This window comes from Vibrio sp. 10N.247.310.23, assembly GCF_041467155.1.
Classification (GTDB): Bacteria; Pseudomonadota; Gammaproteobacteria; order Enterobacterales; family Vibrionaceae; genus Vibrio; species Vibrio crassostreae_C.
Genome location: NZ_JBFSTZ010000006.1, coordinates 202,108 through 219,689, shown reverse-complemented (window position 1 = coordinate 219,689; position 17,582 = coordinate 202,108). Strand labels below are relative to the sequence as shown.

General features: G+C 44.4%; 16 protein-coding genes. 6 read left to right on the top strand and 10 right to left on the bottom strand.

Annotation, left to right across the window (positions count from 1 at the left end; translation table 11 throughout):
• Window positions 1-43 precede the first annotated feature (43 nt).
• A complete protein-coding gene (gene efp / locus AB6D93_RS06975) occupies window positions 44-610 on the bottom strand; it encodes an elongation factor P (RefSeq protein WP_017067165.1) in 567 nt (188 codons plus the stop codon).
• Window positions 611-643: 33 nt separating this feature from the next.
• Between efp and epmB the strand changes: the two genes are divergently transcribed.
• Window positions 644-1,666 (top strand): EF-P beta-lysylation protein EpmB, encoded by a 1,023-nt coding sequence (gene epmB / locus AB6D93_RS06970; protein ID WP_102332657.1) that lies wholly within the window; start codon window positions 644-646, stop codon window positions 1,664-1,666.
• 203 nt (window positions 1,667-1,869) lie between these two features.
• Entirely contained in the window at window positions 1,870-2,358 is a 489-nt protein-coding gene (locus AB6D93_RS06965; RefSeq protein ID WP_004733333.1) for an MgtC/SapB family protein, read from the top strand.
• Window positions 2,359-2,444: 86 nt separating this feature from the next.
• Here AB6D93_RS06965 and AB6D93_RS06960 read toward each other — a convergent pair whose 3' ends face one another.
• On the bottom strand, window positions 2,445-3,923 hold the full coding sequence (locus AB6D93_RS06960) for a sensor domain-containing diguanylate cyclase (RefSeq protein WP_102332656.1): 1,479 nt from the start codon (window positions 3,921-3,923) through the stop codon (window positions 2,445-2,447).
• A 237-nt stretch (window positions 3,924-4,160) separates the two neighbouring features.
• Window positions 4,161-4,718, bottom strand: coding sequence for a VC2662 family protein (locus AB6D93_RS06955; RefSeq protein ID WP_017061293.1), 558 nt, complete (start codon window positions 4,716-4,718; stop codon window positions 4,161-4,163).
• 441 nt (window positions 4,719-5,159) lie between these two features.
• On the opposite strand from AB6D93_RS06955, the gene AB6D93_RS06950 reads away from it, so the two are divergent.
• Window positions 5,160-7,580: an ATP-binding protein gene (locus tag AB6D93_RS06950; protein WP_102332655.1), complete on the top strand. Its 2,421-nt coding sequence runs from the start codon at window positions 5,160-5,162 to the stop codon at window positions 7,578-7,580.
• Window positions 7,581-7,731: 151 nt separating this feature from the next.
• On the opposite strand, the gene groL is transcribed toward AB6D93_RS06950, so the two are convergent.
• Window positions 7,732-9,378 (bottom strand): chaperonin GroEL, encoded by a 1,647-nt coding sequence (groL, locus tag AB6D93_RS06945; protein ID WP_102332654.1) that lies wholly within the window; start codon window positions 9,376-9,378, stop codon window positions 7,732-7,734.
• Between the two features lie 206 nt (window positions 9,379-9,584).
• Window positions 9,585-9,875 (bottom strand): co-chaperone GroES, encoded by a 291-nt coding sequence (locus AB6D93_RS06940; protein WP_102332653.1) that lies wholly within the window; start codon window positions 9,873-9,875, stop codon window positions 9,585-9,587.
• Window positions 9,876-10,093: 218 nt separating this feature from the next.
• Here AB6D93_RS06940 and AB6D93_RS06935 point away from each other — a divergent pair, with 218 nt between their 5' ends.
• The 3 genes from AB6D93_RS06935 (at window position 10,094) to AB6D93_RS06925 (ending at window position 12,367) form a co-directional block, all read left to right on the top strand.
• Window positions 10,094-11,443, top strand: a complete 1,350-nt coding sequence (locus AB6D93_RS06935) for an MATE family efflux transporter (RefSeq protein ID WP_102332652.1) — start codon at window positions 10,094-10,096, stop codon at window positions 11,441-11,443.
• Between the two features lie 141 nt (window positions 11,444-11,584).
• Window positions 11,585-12,070 (top strand): methylated-DNA--[protein]-cysteine S-methyltransferase, encoded by a 486-nt coding sequence (locus AB6D93_RS06930; RefSeq protein WP_017063159.1) that lies wholly within the window; start codon window positions 11,585-11,587, stop codon window positions 12,068-12,070.
• 108 nt (window positions 12,071-12,178) lie between these two features.
• Window positions 12,179-12,367, top strand: a complete 189-nt coding sequence (locus AB6D93_RS06925) for a hypothetical protein (RefSeq protein WP_017071100.1) — start codon at window positions 12,179-12,181, stop codon at window positions 12,365-12,367.
• Between the two features lie 15 nt (window positions 12,368-12,382).
• On the opposite strand, the gene AB6D93_RS06920 is transcribed toward AB6D93_RS06925, so the two are convergent.
• The 5 genes from AB6D93_RS06920 to AB6D93_RS06900 form a co-directional block, all read right to left on the bottom strand.
• Entirely contained in the window at window positions 12,383-12,706 is a 324-nt protein-coding gene (locus AB6D93_RS06920; RefSeq protein WP_017067158.1) for a nucleotidyltransferase family protein, read from the bottom strand.
• A complete protein-coding gene (locus tag AB6D93_RS06915) occupies window positions 12,696-13,142 on the bottom strand; it encodes an HI0074 family nucleotidyltransferase substrate-binding subunit (RefSeq protein WP_017093683.1) in 447 nt (148 codons plus the stop codon). The genes AB6D93_RS06920 and AB6D93_RS06915 overlap by 11 nt, the downstream gene beginning before the upstream one ends.
• Before the next feature lie 332 nt (window positions 13,143-13,474).
• Window positions 13,475-15,007: a 2,3-bisphosphoglycerate-independent phosphoglycerate mutase gene (gene gpmM / locus AB6D93_RS06910; RefSeq protein WP_102332651.1), complete on the bottom strand. Its 1,533-nt coding sequence runs from the start codon at window positions 15,005-15,007 to the stop codon at window positions 13,475-13,477.
• Window positions 15,008-15,233: 226 nt separating this feature from the next.
• Window positions 15,234-15,416: a hypothetical protein gene (locus tag AB6D93_RS06905; protein ID WP_017063154.1), complete on the bottom strand. Its 183-nt coding sequence runs from the start codon at window positions 15,414-15,416 to the stop codon at window positions 15,234-15,236.
• A gap of 137 nt (window positions 15,417-15,553) precedes the next feature.
• Entirely contained in the window at window positions 15,554-17,491 is a 1,938-nt protein-coding gene (locus AB6D93_RS06900) for a nucleoside-diphosphate sugar epimerase/dehydratase (RefSeq protein WP_102332650.1), read from the bottom strand.
• Between the last annotated feature and the right edge of the window lie 91 nt (window positions 17,492-17,582).

The following is a 17,582-nucleotide window of genomic DNA, read 5'->3' as shown; positions in this document are numbered from 1 at the left end:
AAAAAGGCCGCCTAAGCGACCTTTTTCAGATACTTGAAGTCAATTACTTCACACGACCAACGTATTCGCCAGTACGAGTATCAACTTTAACAACTTCACCGATAGCGATGAATAGAGGTACGCGAACTACCGCGCCTGTTGCTAGAGTTGCAGGCTTACCGCCAGTACCTTGTGTGTCGCCTTTAAGGCCAGGATCGGTTTCTGTTACTGCGATCTCAACAAAGTTTGGTGGAGTTACTGTGATAGGGTTATCATTCCACAACGTTAGAGTACATACGTCGTTTTCAACTAACCATTTAGAAGTCTCGCCTACTGCTTTTGCATCAGCAGCGATTTGCTCGAATGTTTCGTTGTTCATGAAGTGGTAGAATTCGCCATCGCTGTATAGGTAGCCTAGTTCAACGTCTACAACGTCCGCTAGTTCTACTGTATCGCCTGACTTAAATGTTTTCTCTAACACTTTGCCTGACAGCAGTTTACGAAGTTTAACACGGTTAAACGCTTGGCCTTTACCTGGCTTAACGTATTCATTTTCGATAATTGAGCAAGGCTCGTTATCCATCATGAATTTTAAACCGCCTTTGAATTCATTGGTGCTTACTGACGCCATGATTTTCTCTTCCACATCTTTGAGTTAATTTCAATGCCGCATATCATAACCCGAAAAGTCGAATCTGTTGAGCAAAACTGGCTCAAACAACTATCGAATGCGATCTCTGACCCGACAAAACTGCTTGAGGCATTGGAAATAGACCCAACACCATGGCAAGCAGGCTTCGCTGCTCGTGAGTTATTTGCACTTCGGGTACCTCTTAGCTTTGTCGAACGAATGGAAAAAGGCAACCCACACGATCCATTGCTACGACAGGTTTTACCGCTAAGCGAAGAGTTTGAGGTACACCAAGGCTATTCCGCCGATCCTTTGGAAGAACAAGAAAATGCAATTCCGGGCTTACTGCACAAATACAAAAATCGTGCACTGATGATTGTAAAAGGCGGTTGTGCGATTAACTGCCGCTACTGCTTCCGTCGTCACTTCCCTTACCAAGATAACAAGGGCTCGAAGTTTGTTTGGCAAACCAGCCTAGACTATGTGGCTGCTCACCCAGAGATCAACGAAGTTATCTTGTCGGGTGGCGATCCACTGATGGCAAAAGACAGCGAACTAGAGTGGCTAATTCATGCTATCGCACAAATTCCACATGTGAAAACAGTTCGAATTCATAGCCGATTACCGGTTGTGATTCCCGCTCGAGTAACGGATGAACTGTGCCAATTGTTAGCTCAAACTCGCCTCAATGTGGTGATGGTGAGCCATATTAATCATGCCAACGAGATTAACTTAGAACTCAAGCAAGCCTTTCATAAGCTAAAGCAAACTGGGGCTACTCTGCTCAATCAAGGCGTGATGCTAAAAGGTGTAAATAACAACGCTAACTCATTGAAAGAATTAAGCGAAAAGCTATTCGACGCCGGTGTTTTACCTTACTATATGCATGTACTTGATAAGGTTCAGGGCGCCGCTCATTTCTATATTTCAGATGAAGAAGCCAAGCGTCACTTTAAGGGATTAATCTCTGAGGTTTCTGGCTACCTCGTACCTAAGTTAACTCGTGAAATTGGCGGCCGCACTAGTAAGACACTACTCGACCTACATATTGAATAACTCTATCTAGAGCAATGGTCGCTTCTTATCGTATTGAGTACCAAGAAGCGACAGAGACCACGACACCAGCCTTCACCTTAACAACAAGCGGCTGCTAGGTTTTAAGTAATCTTTATCAATCGTTAAGACAAAAAGTTTTTGTTCGATCGTCCGGTCTATTATTAGCATACTCGGCTCTATTCTAAATTTTTAGGAGGGGTGATATGTCACAATTTATAGAACAAACTCTCAACCTTGCCCCCTTTAGCTGGGCAGGCCTCGCTGCATGCATGCTGTGTGGTTCTTTAATCGGAATCGAAAGGCAAACACGCGGTAAACCCGTCGGAATCCGAACGTCGATTCTGATCATCAGTGGTACCTATTTCTTCCTTACGATGGCGATTAGCCTTTCCCCTAACACACTCGATCAAGCTCGTGTGCTTGGTCAGATAATTACGGGTGTTGGATTTCTTGGGGCTGGTGTAATGATGACACTGGATGGCAAGATTCATGGCGTGACTTCAGCCGCAATTATCTGGGTACTCGCAGCATTAGGTATGATGATCGCACTAGGGCATCTTTCCCAATCGGTCATTATCACGCTAATGGCGCTAGTGATTCTGCTTGGTGTCGATAAAGTGGAAAACAGCTTCCAAAGCTTACGTCGTGGCGTTCACCAAAAGTGGATGCGAAAAGGTCGCGTGAAGAAATAGCGCAGCACTTGATAGCCTTAGTGGTAATGCCAATGATACAAAGAAGCCTAGTCAAACGACTAGGCTTCGCATTATTTTGGGAGAACTTAATACACCTGAATACACACCTGATTCTTACCCGCAGCCTTTGCCTTATAGAGCTGCTCATCAGACGAACGAATACTCTGGTTTTCCCACAAGTGCCCTACGCTGTCGAACTTATACAAAGAGTAAAGCGTCGCGCCACCAGGCACTGAGATACTAATCTTGTCACCCGTAGGGCATCGATAACTCTGTAGGCTAATGTCGTTTTGAATTCGCTCAAAGATCGATGAAAGCAACTCAGACGATTCACCCGTAATCGCGACAACAAACTCTTCGCCACCAAATCGAGCCACGATATCTTGCTGTCTAACGCTGTTCAGCATCAACCGAGCAACATGGCAAATCACCTCGTCCCCCACTTTATGGCCATGCTGATCATTAACGACTTTGAAATCATCGATATCAAACACGCCAACACCAATAATCGGCTCTTCATCTTGCGCCAGTAATCGAGCCTCAAAACCACGTCGATTCAGCAAGCCCGTTAATGGGTCGCGCATTGCTAGCTCATTTAAACGCTGGTGCTCTTGTCTTGTATAGAAGCGCCATAGCCATAAAACCGAGAGCAGATACAAAACCAACAGTATCGAAAGCTGAATCTTCTCCATCTCCAATACATGCAGAAAGTGCTCGCTCTTATCTTCTTCAATACTCAGATATAGCTGGGTGTTAATGTCATCAACATACAGAGGCTTGGAATACGTAAAATCCATAAACCCGTATTTGTTTGCGCCTCGAGTACTGGTGACTTTATAGCCATGGGTAGGGTTCGATACTAGGTTCGAGACATAACCATCGACACCCAATACCCCTTTAAACTCACCATTAACGTAGATTCCTTTGGTTAAGGTCACCACTTTCTGACCTGTTAAGTGATCATCATATTGGCCGGTATACACCACTTGGTCTTGCCCTTGAGCTAAGCCAAAGCGAATCGTATTCACCCAATAAGGCCTGCTATTCACAACCGAATCAAAGGTGTCGCCCTTAATGTAACTGGCAAAATCAGAAGGCGAAGAGATAATGAATTTCTCTTTTGAAATGAAATAAATCGCAGAGATGGTATCAATGGTATTGGCAAAATAAGCCATGGTCGGCGCGATGAACAGGCGCTTACCCGCTTCGGTATAAAGGTCCGATTCCGGGTTGCACATCTCGCGAGGGCCAGAGAACATAAAATCAAAACGAGGGGCATGTTGCTCCTCACTGGTGAAGTAACACGTCTCACCCTCGATCTTTTTGTCATGCGAGAATACGTAGGTATCCCCATGCAGTGGATAAAGCGCAGTGATGTTGTACTCAAGCGCATTTATGATCTGTGTGAGCTCCGCTAAAGAGCGTGTTACGCCTTGGTTCTCCATTCCATACTGTTTATCTGATTCTTCCGCTGAATCAACGAGCAACAAGCTCAAAACTACTAAAAAACTGGCGGTCAGGCCTAAGAAAGCCTTTTTAAAATCGACGGTATGGTGGTTAATCAAAGCATATAAATCATCATTGGGAATTTATCGCACATTGTACCTATAAATTCAAACATCGCAACAACAAATATAAAACAACATGCTTATTGGGTAATTTGAGAAGTTTATCGTGGAAGTAGAATTGAATGTAATAACGCCCAAACAAGGGTTTAGGCGTTGATAGGCTTAGCGCTTAAAAGCTAATGCACTAACTGAACGTTGCTCGCCAATGGGAGAACCAAAGGCTAAACGACAGCGTTATTTAGCAAAGTTTACAATCGGGAAGCACGGGAAGAAACCGTTGTCAGCACAGTTGATCAGACCAACTTGTACGCCTTCGATTTTGTTGGTTTTGTTGAAGATACCAACCTGAACCGTAGACACTTCTGAAAGGTTCGCAGCGCCAACATCAACCATAGTGTTACCTTCTGAGTAGTTGACGAAACTCACGTTCGCGCCTTTCACATCATTAGTAATGTTCACAGCACCAAGGTTAACACCCGTTGTTTTACCCGTGTTCCAGTTGAAGAAACCTAGAGATGCACCGGTCATTTCTTGGTTCACTTTTGATGCACCCAAAATACCCAGGTTCACACCTGTGGTCGTTTGCGTCTCAGACATACCAACAACAGCAAGATCAAGACCTTTAAGGTCGTTCACTTGTCCGTGAAGTAAAGCCAAGCGCACACCGCCAACAGCATCTGAGTCAGGTGCGTTGAAGCCATTGATCGTTGAAAACATAACAGGCGAAGAAGCAAATGCCGCCGGTGCCATTACTGCTGCAGACACAGCAAGTACTGAAAGTAGTTTTTTCATTGGGGAGTCTCCACTGACTTATTGTTCACTTGATTAATCCATTTTTAATCAAGCATTTATTGTCCTTTATTCAACAGCTACCCATGTTAAATCAATGTAATAACTGTACTGTTGAATATAAGCCGCTAAATCATAAAGAGCAATGGTTAAGAGCAGATGCGGGATTCGAGTGAACGAGATGCGAAAAGCAAAAAAAACAGAGACCGAAACCTCCGCTCTAACGCTTATTATTCCAAACAAAAATCTAGGCGAGAAAATCAACATGTTTCACAAGCTTATAGCCCACACACTTATTGCCGCATCTAAAGCGATGTCATCCTAAAAAATTTATTGATAAAAGATCAACAGACCTCAGGTATTCAAAAACTAATGTTCGTAAAATTCTGAAAATAAACTAAATTCTAATATAGGAATAGAACGATATGAAACAGTGGGAATAGCATGATTAAGGAACCTACGAATAAACAGACCATTAAAGCGATTATTTCGCGTGGTTTTTTGGCTATCGTGTTATTTTTAGGCCTCTATATCTATGTTAGCCATGCTCTGAAGAACAAAGAGCAGGACATGATTAATCTCCAGCTCAGTCTTTCTGAAGCTTATAGCGTTATGCTCTCTGTCAGACGACAAGAGCAGCAGTTTGTTTCCACAAGGCAACCAGAGATTCAAGAACAACTCAATATAAAGCGAAGTCAGCTGATCGAAAAGCTGGCTGAGATCGATGGGAAAATCGTACGAAGCGACCTCAATATTTCTTTTAATTATGCCAAAGTTGTCGAGTATCTCGACGAGTACCACACCGCCTTTACATTATTAGCCCTTGAGTTAGTCAGCATACATGGCAAGAGGGACCAAATTGGGCTCATTGAGAAACTAAAAAATGCAGCGTTGACACTTGAGCGCTTCGTACATGAATCCAATAATGTGCAGCTTGAAGAATTGACTTTAGAAACACAAGATCTCATGTATCAGTTCTTTACCGATTTTGATCAGACAACATTAGATAAGATTGTCGATTCATTGTTCAAAATCCAAGATGAAATAGAACAGAATTCCCGAACGATCAGTGCATTAGCTTCGTTTAATAATTTTAAACGCCACTTTTGGCGATTGCAGCGAGGGTTAAAGAGTGTCGGGTACAGCTCTGATAGCGGCCTCAAAGGAGAACTCACCAGCAGTATTTATCATGTTGAAGATGAGCTCAACTTACTTTTCACCGAAACACCCAAGCAGATCGCAGAGAGCCTGACGCAGATAAAGTCGTACAGCTACTTATCGACAGCCGCATTAGGAGGGGTGACGTTACTGGTGCTGCTTTATGTTGTGTGGCGTGCCAGTCAACTTGAAACTCAATTGATTGTTTCACAAGAGAAAGCACGACAAGCAAACCGTGCAAAAAGTGCCTTTCTTGCCAATATGTCTCATGAGATACGGACACCGCTTAATGGCGTGATTGGTATGTCAGAAATACTGGCAGAAACCAAACTATCCGCAGAACAGAAAGACTGCCTTGGGACTATCTATACCTCTTCTCAAACCTTACTTATGTTGATCAACGATGTTCTCGATCTGTCCAAAATTGAATCGGGTAAACTGGAAATTAATCCACATACGACAGACTTAAGAGAGCTGCTGTTTGATAGCGTGACTCTGATTTCTTCTAAAGCTTATCAAAAGCAGATTAAGTTGGAAGTTGAAATTGATGGCGAGCTCCCAGAGTACATTCATGTTGATGGGAATAAAATTCGCCAAGTGTTGATGAATTTAGCCTCAAATGCGATCAAATTTACAGAACAAGGCTCTATCGTATTCACCGCTAAACGGCTTCCATCATTGGAAACAGAGTGTGTGGTCGAGTTTTCTGTTCGAGATACGGGTATTGGTATCGCAGCAGACCAACAAGAGCACATTTTCAAAGCGTTTTGCCAAGAAGATACCAACATCACCTCCAATATTGCGGGGACCGGATTAGGGCTTAGTATTTCGTCACGTATGGTGGAAATGATGGGAGGCTCGATAAACGTTGAGTCAGAGAAGGACGTGGGCAGTTGCTTTCATTTCCAATTAACCGTAGTGCCATCAGATCATTCTGAACATAAAAATCGTAAACAAACCGTTGTCTATTATTCAGATGCGCCATCGAAACTTTTACTCGATGACTTGTTCCGCCTTGGTTACTCACCACAACTAAAATCAATCGAAACAAACTTGGCGGCAACTGACCTCCCAGAGATCGCTTTGATGGAAGATATTAACCAAGCCAAAACACTGCATCGCTTAGCACCAGAGGTGAAAATCATCATAGTGAAAGATAATCTTAGTGATCCTATGAGTGAGTGTCATTTTATCTCAGGCTATGTGACTCTTCCTATGCTCGGTTCCCGCTTAAGTAGCATGTTGAACTCCGTACTTGAAAGGTCACAGCCACAACCCCCTCAACATCAACCTGAGCCGATAGAAGCGACTGTACGTCAAAAAGTCCTCGTAGTTGAAGATAACCGCGTAAATCAGAAGGTGGTATGTATCAATTTAGATAAGTTAGGGATTGAATATTGGGTTGCCAATGATGGACAAGAAGCGATTGATTTATATAAAGAGCATAATCAAGACATCGGCCTTATCTTGATGGACTGCATGATGCCGAATGTAGATGGCTTTGAGGCAACAGAGCGAATCAGGCGCTATGAAGAAAACCTGCAACTTCAGGCAACACATATCCTCGCTTTAACGGCATCCGTGCTCGATGATGATATTAAACGTTGCTTCGAGTGTGGAATGAACGATTATCTTCCAAAACCATTTAAGCGTGACATGATGCTGCAAAAAATTGATGAACAACAGTTTACGCACAAGGCAGGCTGACCAAGGAGCTTTGGAAAAAAGGGGGATGGTGAAGCTGAAATACAGATACGGGATGCGAATAAATAAGGCTTAAGAGCAAAAAACGGAGACCGAAGTCTCCGTTTTCTAAAGCTTATGTGTGACTTTCTCTGCTATAGAGAAAGGGGGATGATTACATCATGCCGCCCATGCCACCCATACCGCCCATGCCACCCATATCAGGCATTGCAGGGCCAGAATCTTGTGGCTTATCAGTGATCATCGCTTCTGTTGTGATCATAAGACCAGCAACTGACGCTGCGAACTGAAGTGCAGAGCGAGTTACCTTAGTTGGATCTAGGATACCCATTGCAATCATGTCGCCGTATTCGCCAGTCGCCGCGTTGTAACCGTAGTTACCTTCGCCAGCACGAACGTTGTTAGCAACAACAGATTCTTCATCACCTGCGTTCTTAGTGATTTGACGGATAGGCGCTTCCATTGCACGTAGTGCAACACGGATACCGACGTTTTGCTCTTCGTTGTCGCCTTCAAGGCCAGCAACTTTAGATGCAGCGCGGATAAGTGCAACACCACCACCAGCAACCACACCCTCTTCAACGGCAGCGCGAGTTGCGTGAAGTGCATCTTCAACGCGGTCTTTCTTCTCTTTCATCTCAACTTCAGTTGCAGCGCCCACTTTGATTACTGCAACACCGCCAGCTAGCTTAGCTACGCGCTCTTGAAGTTTCTCTTTGTCGTAGTCAGACGTTGCATCTTCGATTTGTTGACGGATTTGAGAAACACGACCTTGGATCATTGTTTCTTCGCCCGCGCCATCGATGATGGTTGAGTTTTCTTTAGTGATAGTTACACGCTTAGCTTGACCTAGGTCTTCTAGCGTTACTTTCTCTAGGTCTAGGCCGATCTCTTCAGAGATAACCGTACCGCCCGTTAGGATAGCGATATCTTGTAGCATAGACTTACGACGGTCACCGAAACCAGGCGCTTTAACAGCCGCGACTTTCACGATGCCACGCATGTTGTTCACAACAAGTGTTGCTAGCGCTTCGCCTTCTACATCTTCAGCGATGATAAGAAGTGGACGAGATGCTTTTGCTACAGCTTCTAGAGTCGGAAGAAGCTCACGAATGTTCGAAATTTTCTTGTCGATAAGAAGAATGAATGGGCTTTCTAGATCAACAGAACCCGCTTCTTGGTTGTTGATGAAGTAAGGAGATAGGTAACCGCGGTCGAACTGCATACCTTCAACTACGTCTAGCTCGTCTTGTAGAGCCTGACCTTCTTCAACAGTGATAACGCCATCACGGCCTACTTTTTCCATCGCTTCAGCAATGATGTTACCCACTGTAGCGTCAGAGTTTGCAGAGATAGTACCTACTTGCGCGATAGCTTTTGTATCTGCACATGGAACAGAAAGGCCTTTTAGCTCTTCAACTGCAGCGATAACTGCTTTGTCGATACCGCGCTTAAGATCCATTGGATTCATGCCAGCAGCAACGGCTTTTAAGCCTTCAGTGATGATTGCTTGAGCAAGAACTGTTGCTGTAGTCGTACCGTCGCCCGCCGCGTCATTCGCTTGCGAAGCCACTTCTTTAACCATTTGCGCGCCCATGTTTTGGAACTTGTCTTCAAGTTCGATTTCACGTGCAACTGAAACACCATCTTTAGTGATCGTTGGTGCGCCAAATGATTTGTCTAGAACAACGTTACGGCCTTTAGGACCTAGCGTTACTTTTACTGCGTCAGCCAGAACGTTTACACCTTCTAGCATTTTAATACGTGCGTCATTACCAAATTTAACGTCTTTAGCAGCCATCTTAATTTCCTTTCAAATTCTTTGTTTCGGGGCGTCTCAGCGTTATCGCGTCATTCTGAACAGTGAGGGACGAACGTGATTCAGAATCTACTCAAATCGCACTCTGTTTAGATTCCAGATAATTCGTTCCTCATTTCTGGAATGACGATATGAATCATCCAATACTGGCTCTGATAACTTTTACTGAGAGTTAAATGAAAAATAGATTACTCGACGATCGCCATGATGTCGTTTTCAGACATAATCAGAACTTCTTTGCCGTCGATTTTTTCAGATTTAGTGCCGTAACCTTCAGCAAAGATAACGGTATCGCCAACTTTTACGTCCAACGGTTGCACTGAACCGTTTTCTAGAATGCGGCCTTTGCCAACAGCTAGAATGATACCGCGAGTCGATTTTTCTGCGGCAGAACCAGTTAGAACGATGCCACCAGCAGATTTAGATTCAACTTCTTGGCGCTCAACGATAACTCGGTCATGTAGAGGACGGATATTCATCGGTCTTATCTCCTGATAATTTCCATTTAAATTTTGATAGTTGCCACGATTAGCGTGGGTCAAACAATATGTTGGGGGCGATGTGAAAGATCCCAAGGGGGGAACGAAAAAATTGTGAGCTAAAGTGCAGATTCTCACCCCTCATCTTTCCCTGCTTTTCGTTTACTCGTATCCCGCATCTGTTTATCCTACGCTTTTGGTTTCTATCGGCGTTTTGCATGCAAGATAAGCACGGGCTATTAACTGCCCCAATTGAGAGTACATTGCGTACCATGACCATACCGACCATATTCGGTATGGTGGCGATCTTGATGTTTAACCTCGTCGATACTTTCTTCATCTCATTGCTTGGCACCCAAGCCTTAGCCGCGGTGAGTTTTACCTTTCCAGTCACCTTTGCCATCAACTGCATCACCATGGGGATTGGTATTGGCTTATCGACATGTATCGGTCGATTGCTTGGCCAAGGCAGCGCACAAAATGCAGCACGCTTTACCTGTCATGGCTTATTGCTGGCTCTGCTTCTGGTCGGCTGCGCGTCTACATTAGGTATTATCGCCTTAGAACCACTGTTTACCCTGCTAGGAGCAAAGCAAGAGTTGTTGCCGCTGATATCGGAATACATGTCGGTGTGGTATCTCGCGATCCCATTGTTGGTCATCCCCATGGCAGGCAACAGCGCGATTCGAGCGACCGGTGATACGAAAACACCCGCCAAGATCATGCTACTGGCTGGCCTTATCAATGGCGTTTTAGATCCGCTACTCATCTTCGGGTATGGGCCTTTTCCTGAACTGGGGATTCAAGGCGCTGCGATTGCCAGTGGTTTCAGTTGGTTTGGTGCGTTGTGTGGCTCACTCTACGTATTGATGGTGCGAGAAAAACTGCTTGCGCCGCCTAAGCTGACAAACATCGTCAGTGACTGGCGACAGATCTTAAAAATAGGCACCCCAGCGGCTTTGTCTAACGCTCTGAACCCACTTGCCGGCGCTATCATCATGATGATGCTGGCCAAACAAGGGACTGAAGCCGTGGCGGCGTATGGCGCAGCGCAACGTATCGAGTCCATTCTTATCATTGTGTTGATGTCTCTTACTTCGGCGCTTACGCCTTTCATGGCGCAGAACTTTGGCGCAAACAACCCACAACGCAGTTTTAAGGCACTGTTTCTGAGTATGCGTTTTGCTGTGATGTTCCAAGGTTTGATTTTCTTAATGATGGTGCCGTTGAGCATTCCTTTGGCTGCCCTGTTCTCTCAAGAAGAATCCGTCCGAGGCATATTGTGGCATTACCTGTTAGTCGTGCCCTTTAGCTATGGATTCCAAGGCATTGTGATGATGCTGATCAGTGGGATGAATGCCATGCATCAACCACTCAAAGCCTTTCAATGGAGCTTCATGCGTTTGTTTGTCTTTACCTTGCCATTCGCTTGGATAGGCAGCCAAATTGATGGTGTCGAAGGGCTGTTTATAGGCTTAGCCTTGGGGAACATTTTCGGCGGTATTTCAGGGTACTTGTTTGCGCTTCGTGTAAGGGGTAAAGCAGATGCGGGATACGAAAAGATATAGGAGCAGATACGGGATGCGAAAAGATATAAGAGCAGATACGAGATGCGAGTAACCGGGATGCGAAAAGATTTAAGAGCTTAAGAGCAGTTACGAGATTCGAAGAGCTTGAGAGCAGAAAAAGACTAAAAAAAGGAAGATGACATGGAAGACACCACTTACAAAATGTTCTATGACGCACCAATTGGCAAGATGATCATTGTTAGCAATGGTGTGTCGCTTATTGAAATTGACCATGTAAATCACGAAGAGCTAATGATTAGCAATCCAGATGACCTTTGCCAACTGGCAGCGAAACAGTTAGATGAGTACTTCGCAGGTCATCGAATAGAATTCGATTTGCCATTAAGAGCGATAAAAGGCACTGACTTTCAAAAAGTAGCTTGGCAAGCTTTAACAACCATTCCTTATGGCGAAACCATCAGTTACGGTGAACAAGCGAAAATAATGGATAACCCAAAAGCAGTAAGAGCTGTGGGTGGTGCAAATGGCAAGAACCCATTTAGTATTGTTGTGCCTTGCCATAGAGTCATCGGCGCGAATGGAACATTAACCGGCTACACCGGCGGTATGAATCGCAAAGAGTGGTTGTTAGATTTTGAGCGTTCGATCTTAAATAAAAAGAAGTAAACCTTATCTCACTAGATCAATAATATAAAATTTCGCCATCAAGAAGCGCCATTATCACCAGACAACATATAGTCTATATTTAAAATTTCATACAAAGAGGTGATGGTAATGTCCACTGATACGATTGAATCTTATGAAGATCGAAAGCGTAGAGATGGAGCTATAGCGCTAATGAAACTATTATCGTTTTCTATTGATGATAAAAAACATGGCCGAGTCAATTCAGGTACTCAGATTCGAGATAAACTGGCAAAACGTAAACAATCGGTTCAAGAATCAACATCACCGTTACGCTGATAATAATACGTTCGGTTACTTTAGTTTAATCCCATAAGTGTCAATATGGGCAAGTAGCTCATTCGATGTAATTCTATGCTTAACGAGCAAGTCAACCTTGAATGGAAGCGACGACTGTTCTAAACGATCTTGCAAGCCTGCGACGACACTTAACGAAATCCCATGCCCCTCGATAACAATATCGATGTCGGAGTTATCTTTATAAGTTCCAAGGGCTCTAGAACCGAATACCCAGGCATGAATGACTGCGGCATGACTCAAAACAATATCCTCAATCAACTGATACTGATGAGGCTTAAGGCCGACCGAGTCTGGTTTAACCAAATAACTATCGATCACATTTAACCTCTTGTTCGCATTGACCCTCTTGATCACATTTAAGCTTTAAATAGAGTGTGACTTGCCCTATCACTGGTGAAAATGACTCTAAGATCAGTGACTGAGCTTCAAGGACATTTTCCTCATCATAGGTGTGGGACAATAAATTTCGTTTTATGAGTGCTTCAAGCATAATCTCACACTGCTCCGAAGACAGGTGCTTAGCTTCTAAGGCCGTACGAAAAACGCTCCTCGGCGAAGCCACATCAAACCCTTCAAACTCAAGTAAGTCTTTAAGGGTCTTCCATGTCAGTTCGAAAGAAAATTCAAAAGTTTGTACTAACCCAGCGAGCTCTAACTCATTGTAGCTATCTTGTGAGCACGCTCTCTCAAGCCTTTGCTGCGCTTTCATTAAGTTTTGCAGTCGTTGCTTCCAACGGTCTGGGTTTGAGTTCATATAAACAGCCTAGAGATAAGGTAAAAGATAAGTATAGTATGAGCCTTAAGCTACCTAATCATTCAAGCAATGTCACTCTTTCGATATTCATCAAGACTGTTCTTTTCGTCTTTTGTTTAAGGTCGTGCCCTTATGTTCTCCCCTGCATGTTTTTCTTACCCAATACCTGTCCTTAAGCTCTTCGCTACTCGTTTACCCGTATCTCACATCACGCATCCGTTCTTAAGCTCTTCTCATCTCGCTTACTCGTATCTCACATCTATAAAAAAGCCCGCACTTTAAGTGCGGGCTTTCAAAATCGTTAAAGCTCAGTGAACCGCTGAGCCAAACAACTATTTAACGATCACATCGCCTGACATTTCAGCCGGGATTGCGATACCAGATAAAGAAAGCATCGTTGGCGCTAAGTCAGACAGTTTACCGCCCTCTTTGAACTCAACGTCTTTGCTACCTACGTAGATAAGTGGCACTGGTAGGTTAGTGTGTGCTGTGTGGATGCCGCCCGTTTCTGGGTTAACCATCATTTCTGCGTTACCGTGGTCCGCTGTGATTAGCAGTTGGCCGTCAGCTTCTTTGATTGCTTCAACCACTTTACCAAGACATTCGTCTAGAGACTCTACCGCTTTAACCGCTGCATCATAAACGCCAGTGTGGCCAACCATGTCACAGTTAGGGAAGTTACACACGATAGCGTCGTATTTGCCGCCTTTGATCGCTGCAACTAACTTTTCAGTTAGCTCTGGTGCGCTCATTTCTGGCTGTAGGTCGTAAGTTGCTACTTTTGGAGAAGCAACAAGTTGACGCTCTTCACCTTCGAACTCGTCTTCGATACCGCCATTGAAGAAGAAAGTAACGTGCGCGTATTTCTCTGTTTCAGAGATACGTAGCTGCGTTTTACCTTCCTTCGATAGCCATTCACCGTAAGTGTTCTCTAGAGAAGCCGGTGGGAATGCACATAGAAGCGGGATGTCTGCTGCGTATTGAGTCAGCATCACGAAATCGATCGCTGGGAATACGTTACGAGCAAAACCGTCGAAATCAGGAACGAATGCACGTGTAATTTCACGAGCACGGTCAGCACGGTAGTTCATGAAAATAACCGCATCGCCATCAACGATAGCGGCAGACTCTTCGCCTTCCGCTTTGATTTCAGTCGCTTTTACAAACTCATCGTTTTCATCACGAGCGTAAGCCGCTTCTAGGCCAGCTACTGCAGTGTCGAATGTGAACTCTGCTTTTGCTTGAGTCAGCAGGTCGTAAGATTCTTGAACGCGATCCCAGTTGTTATCACGGTCCATTGCGTAGTAACGACCAATAAGCGAAGCCACACGGCCTTTGCCTAGCTTAGCGAACAACGCTTGGAAACGTGCCAGTGTGTTTTCTGCGCTACGTGGCGGCGTATCACGGCCGTCTAGGAATGCGTGTAGGTAGATTTTCTCTGCGCCACGTTCTGCTGCCATTTCAACAGCCGCGTAGATGTGATCTTCATGAGAGTGAACGCCACCTGGAGACATAAGGCCCATGATGTGAACCGCTTTCTCAGCTTTCACCGCTTTATCGATAGCGTTCACTAGCGTTTCAGTTTGGCCGAACTCGCCGTCTGAAATTGACTTAGTAATACGAGTAAGATCTTGGTATACCACGCGACCCGCACCAATGTTGGTGTGACCCACTTCAGAGTTACCCATTTGGCCATCAGGTAGGCCTACATCTAAGCCAGAAGCCGAGATTAGCGTGTTAGGTTGGTTAGCAATAAGACCGTCTAAAACTGGTGTTTTAGCGTTCGCGATAGCGTTGTCTTGGTTGTCTTCACGGTAACCGTAACCGTCAAGGATCACTAGAGCCATTGGCTTCTTAGCTGACATAGGACTGACCTCGTTCAATTCAAAATAAATCGGTATAAAAACAAATTAGCGTAATTTTACTACAGTTTACAGTCAAAACTGTAGCGGAAGATCAAGAAAGGGCGCAGGTAGGATGATCGAATGTGAAAAAAAGCGTCATTTTAGAAGGGAGTAAAGTAGGGATATGAATACTTATATCCCCACCATCCATATTGAAAAAGCGGAACAACGGTAGCCTCACGGCTCTTCAGTTTAGAAGATTAATCTCAGTGTCATGCTCTTCATCATCGTCCTGTGATTTTAGATCATGCACTGCTGGTTGCTCTATCACTGTGGTTTTGTTGGTAACATATTGAAAGCTAAAATCATCCCACAATATTTGATCCAAACTTTCTTCAATTTCTTGATTAGATGAAATATCTATTATCATGATTACTGCCTCATATCGCTATTAAAGCTCATAGTAATTATGGACAATAAACAGAACACCTTCGAAAGAATTGTGTAAAAAACACGCTAACGGAAGGTCATAATTCAAATAACCGAACCCAATATCGGTTCTAGGCTCTAGGCTCTAGGCTCTAGAAGGAGCTCTTCTTGGTTCTGAGCAGCATTCCAAACCAAATCCCCTATCCCATCTGTCGGCTTAAACCCGGTTGGTGCATCGAGAAGAAGCTGGCGAATCGCATCATGTTGTAGGTTATGACAAGCAAAATCCAAAGATTCAAGTAGCGTGTCATATTCATTAATCGGTAAGAACACTTCTTGTGCCGTCATGATTCGCTCATGAGCGGTTGGGGATACATTATCGCCAATCAATAACTCTTCATAGAGCTTCTCACCAGGGCGCAGGCCGGAGAACTGGATTTCAATATCACCATGAGGGTTCTCTTCATTCTTAACAGAAAGGCCTGAAAGGTTGATCAAGTTTGCTGCAAGGTCTGTGATTTTGACCGATTCGCCCATATCAAGAACAAACACATCACCGCCTTTACCCATAGCGCCCGCCTGAATAACCAGCTGCGCCGCTTCAGGGATGGTCATAAAGAAACGGGTAATATCGCGGTGGGTAACAGTAAGTGGGCCACCGGCTTTAATCTGCCTTTTAAACAGAGGAATAACCGAGCCAGACGAGCCAAGTACATTGCCAAAACGAACCATACAGAAACGTGTGCCGTGCTCTTTTTGGTTTTCTTGCTCAGCTAAAGCTTGCAGGCCTAATTCCGCCATACGCTTGGTGGTGCCCATCACGTTAGTTGGGCGTACCGCTTTGTCTGTCGAGATAAGCACGAAAGACTCAACACCCGCTTCAATAGCGGCTTTAGCCGTATAGTAAGTGCCGTAAACATTATTACGCACACCTTCTACCACGTTGTACTCGACAAGAGGAACGTGTTTATAAGCCGCGGCATGATAAACCGTTTGGACACCAAAAGACTGCATTGAGGTCAATAAGCGATGTGAGCGCTGAACGGAACCTAGTAAAGGCACGATTTCAACATCGTAACCTTTGGTTTCTTTAACTAAAGAAAGCTCACGATCAATTTGGTACAAGCCAAATTCAGACACTTCAAACAACACTAATGTTTTAGGTTGTTGTTTAAGGATCTGACGACAAAGTTCAGAACCAATAGAGCCGCCAGCACCGGTCACCATCACCACTTTGCCTTTGATGTTGGCTTCCATCAGAGCTTGCTGAGGTGCAACTGCATCACGACCGAGCAAATCTTCGATAGGTACATCGGTAAGCTCATCAATTTTTGCTTTACCTGACACAATATCCGCCATTTCAGGAACGGTTTGAATCTCAACGGGCAGCTGCGCCAGCAAATCCAATACTTGCTTACGGCGAGCGCGAGAAGCGCTTGGGATCGCGAGCAAGATTTTAGAAACATCGTGCTTCTCAATCAACCTTTCCGCTTTGTCTAATACAATAACGGGCAAACCCAAAATCATCGTATTGGTGAGCGTTTTATCTTCATCAATGAACGCGCGTACTCGATAGTTTTCAGACGCTCTTAACGCGACAGCCAACTGTCGGCCGCCTGAGCCCGCACCGTAAATTAATACTTCTTGACGTGAATCTTTCGACGTCGTCGCGACAAGATTGCGAACCACCAAACGAGAGCCGCCACATAACAAAGCTAAATAAGCACCGTAAATAATAGGCACCGTACGAGGGACTGGTTCTTGCAGGTAATAGGCAAACAGAGCCAAAGAGATTGCCGACAATATTGCGCCTGCCGTTACCACAAACAGTGCTTGAAAGGTGAGATACCTAAGTACTGCGCGATAAAGCCCTAATTTAGTAAAAATAAGCACCGTCATTATTACTGTTAAGCCTGTCAGTAATAAGTTGTCGCCATCATTCAAAAATTGGAAATCGCCTAGCCTTGTCCACAACGCAATGTGCAGAGCAAATATAATGAGTAAAGCATCAATAGAAACACTGATAACCCGCTTTTTAAAACGAGAAAGATGCCATATGAAGTTTAGACGTTGCATAAAGTTATTCTTATTTATGAGTATTTAATAAACCACAGAGACTGCATTAGTGGATGTATTGAACATGGTTAGGGTTTACAAGGAGAGTGTG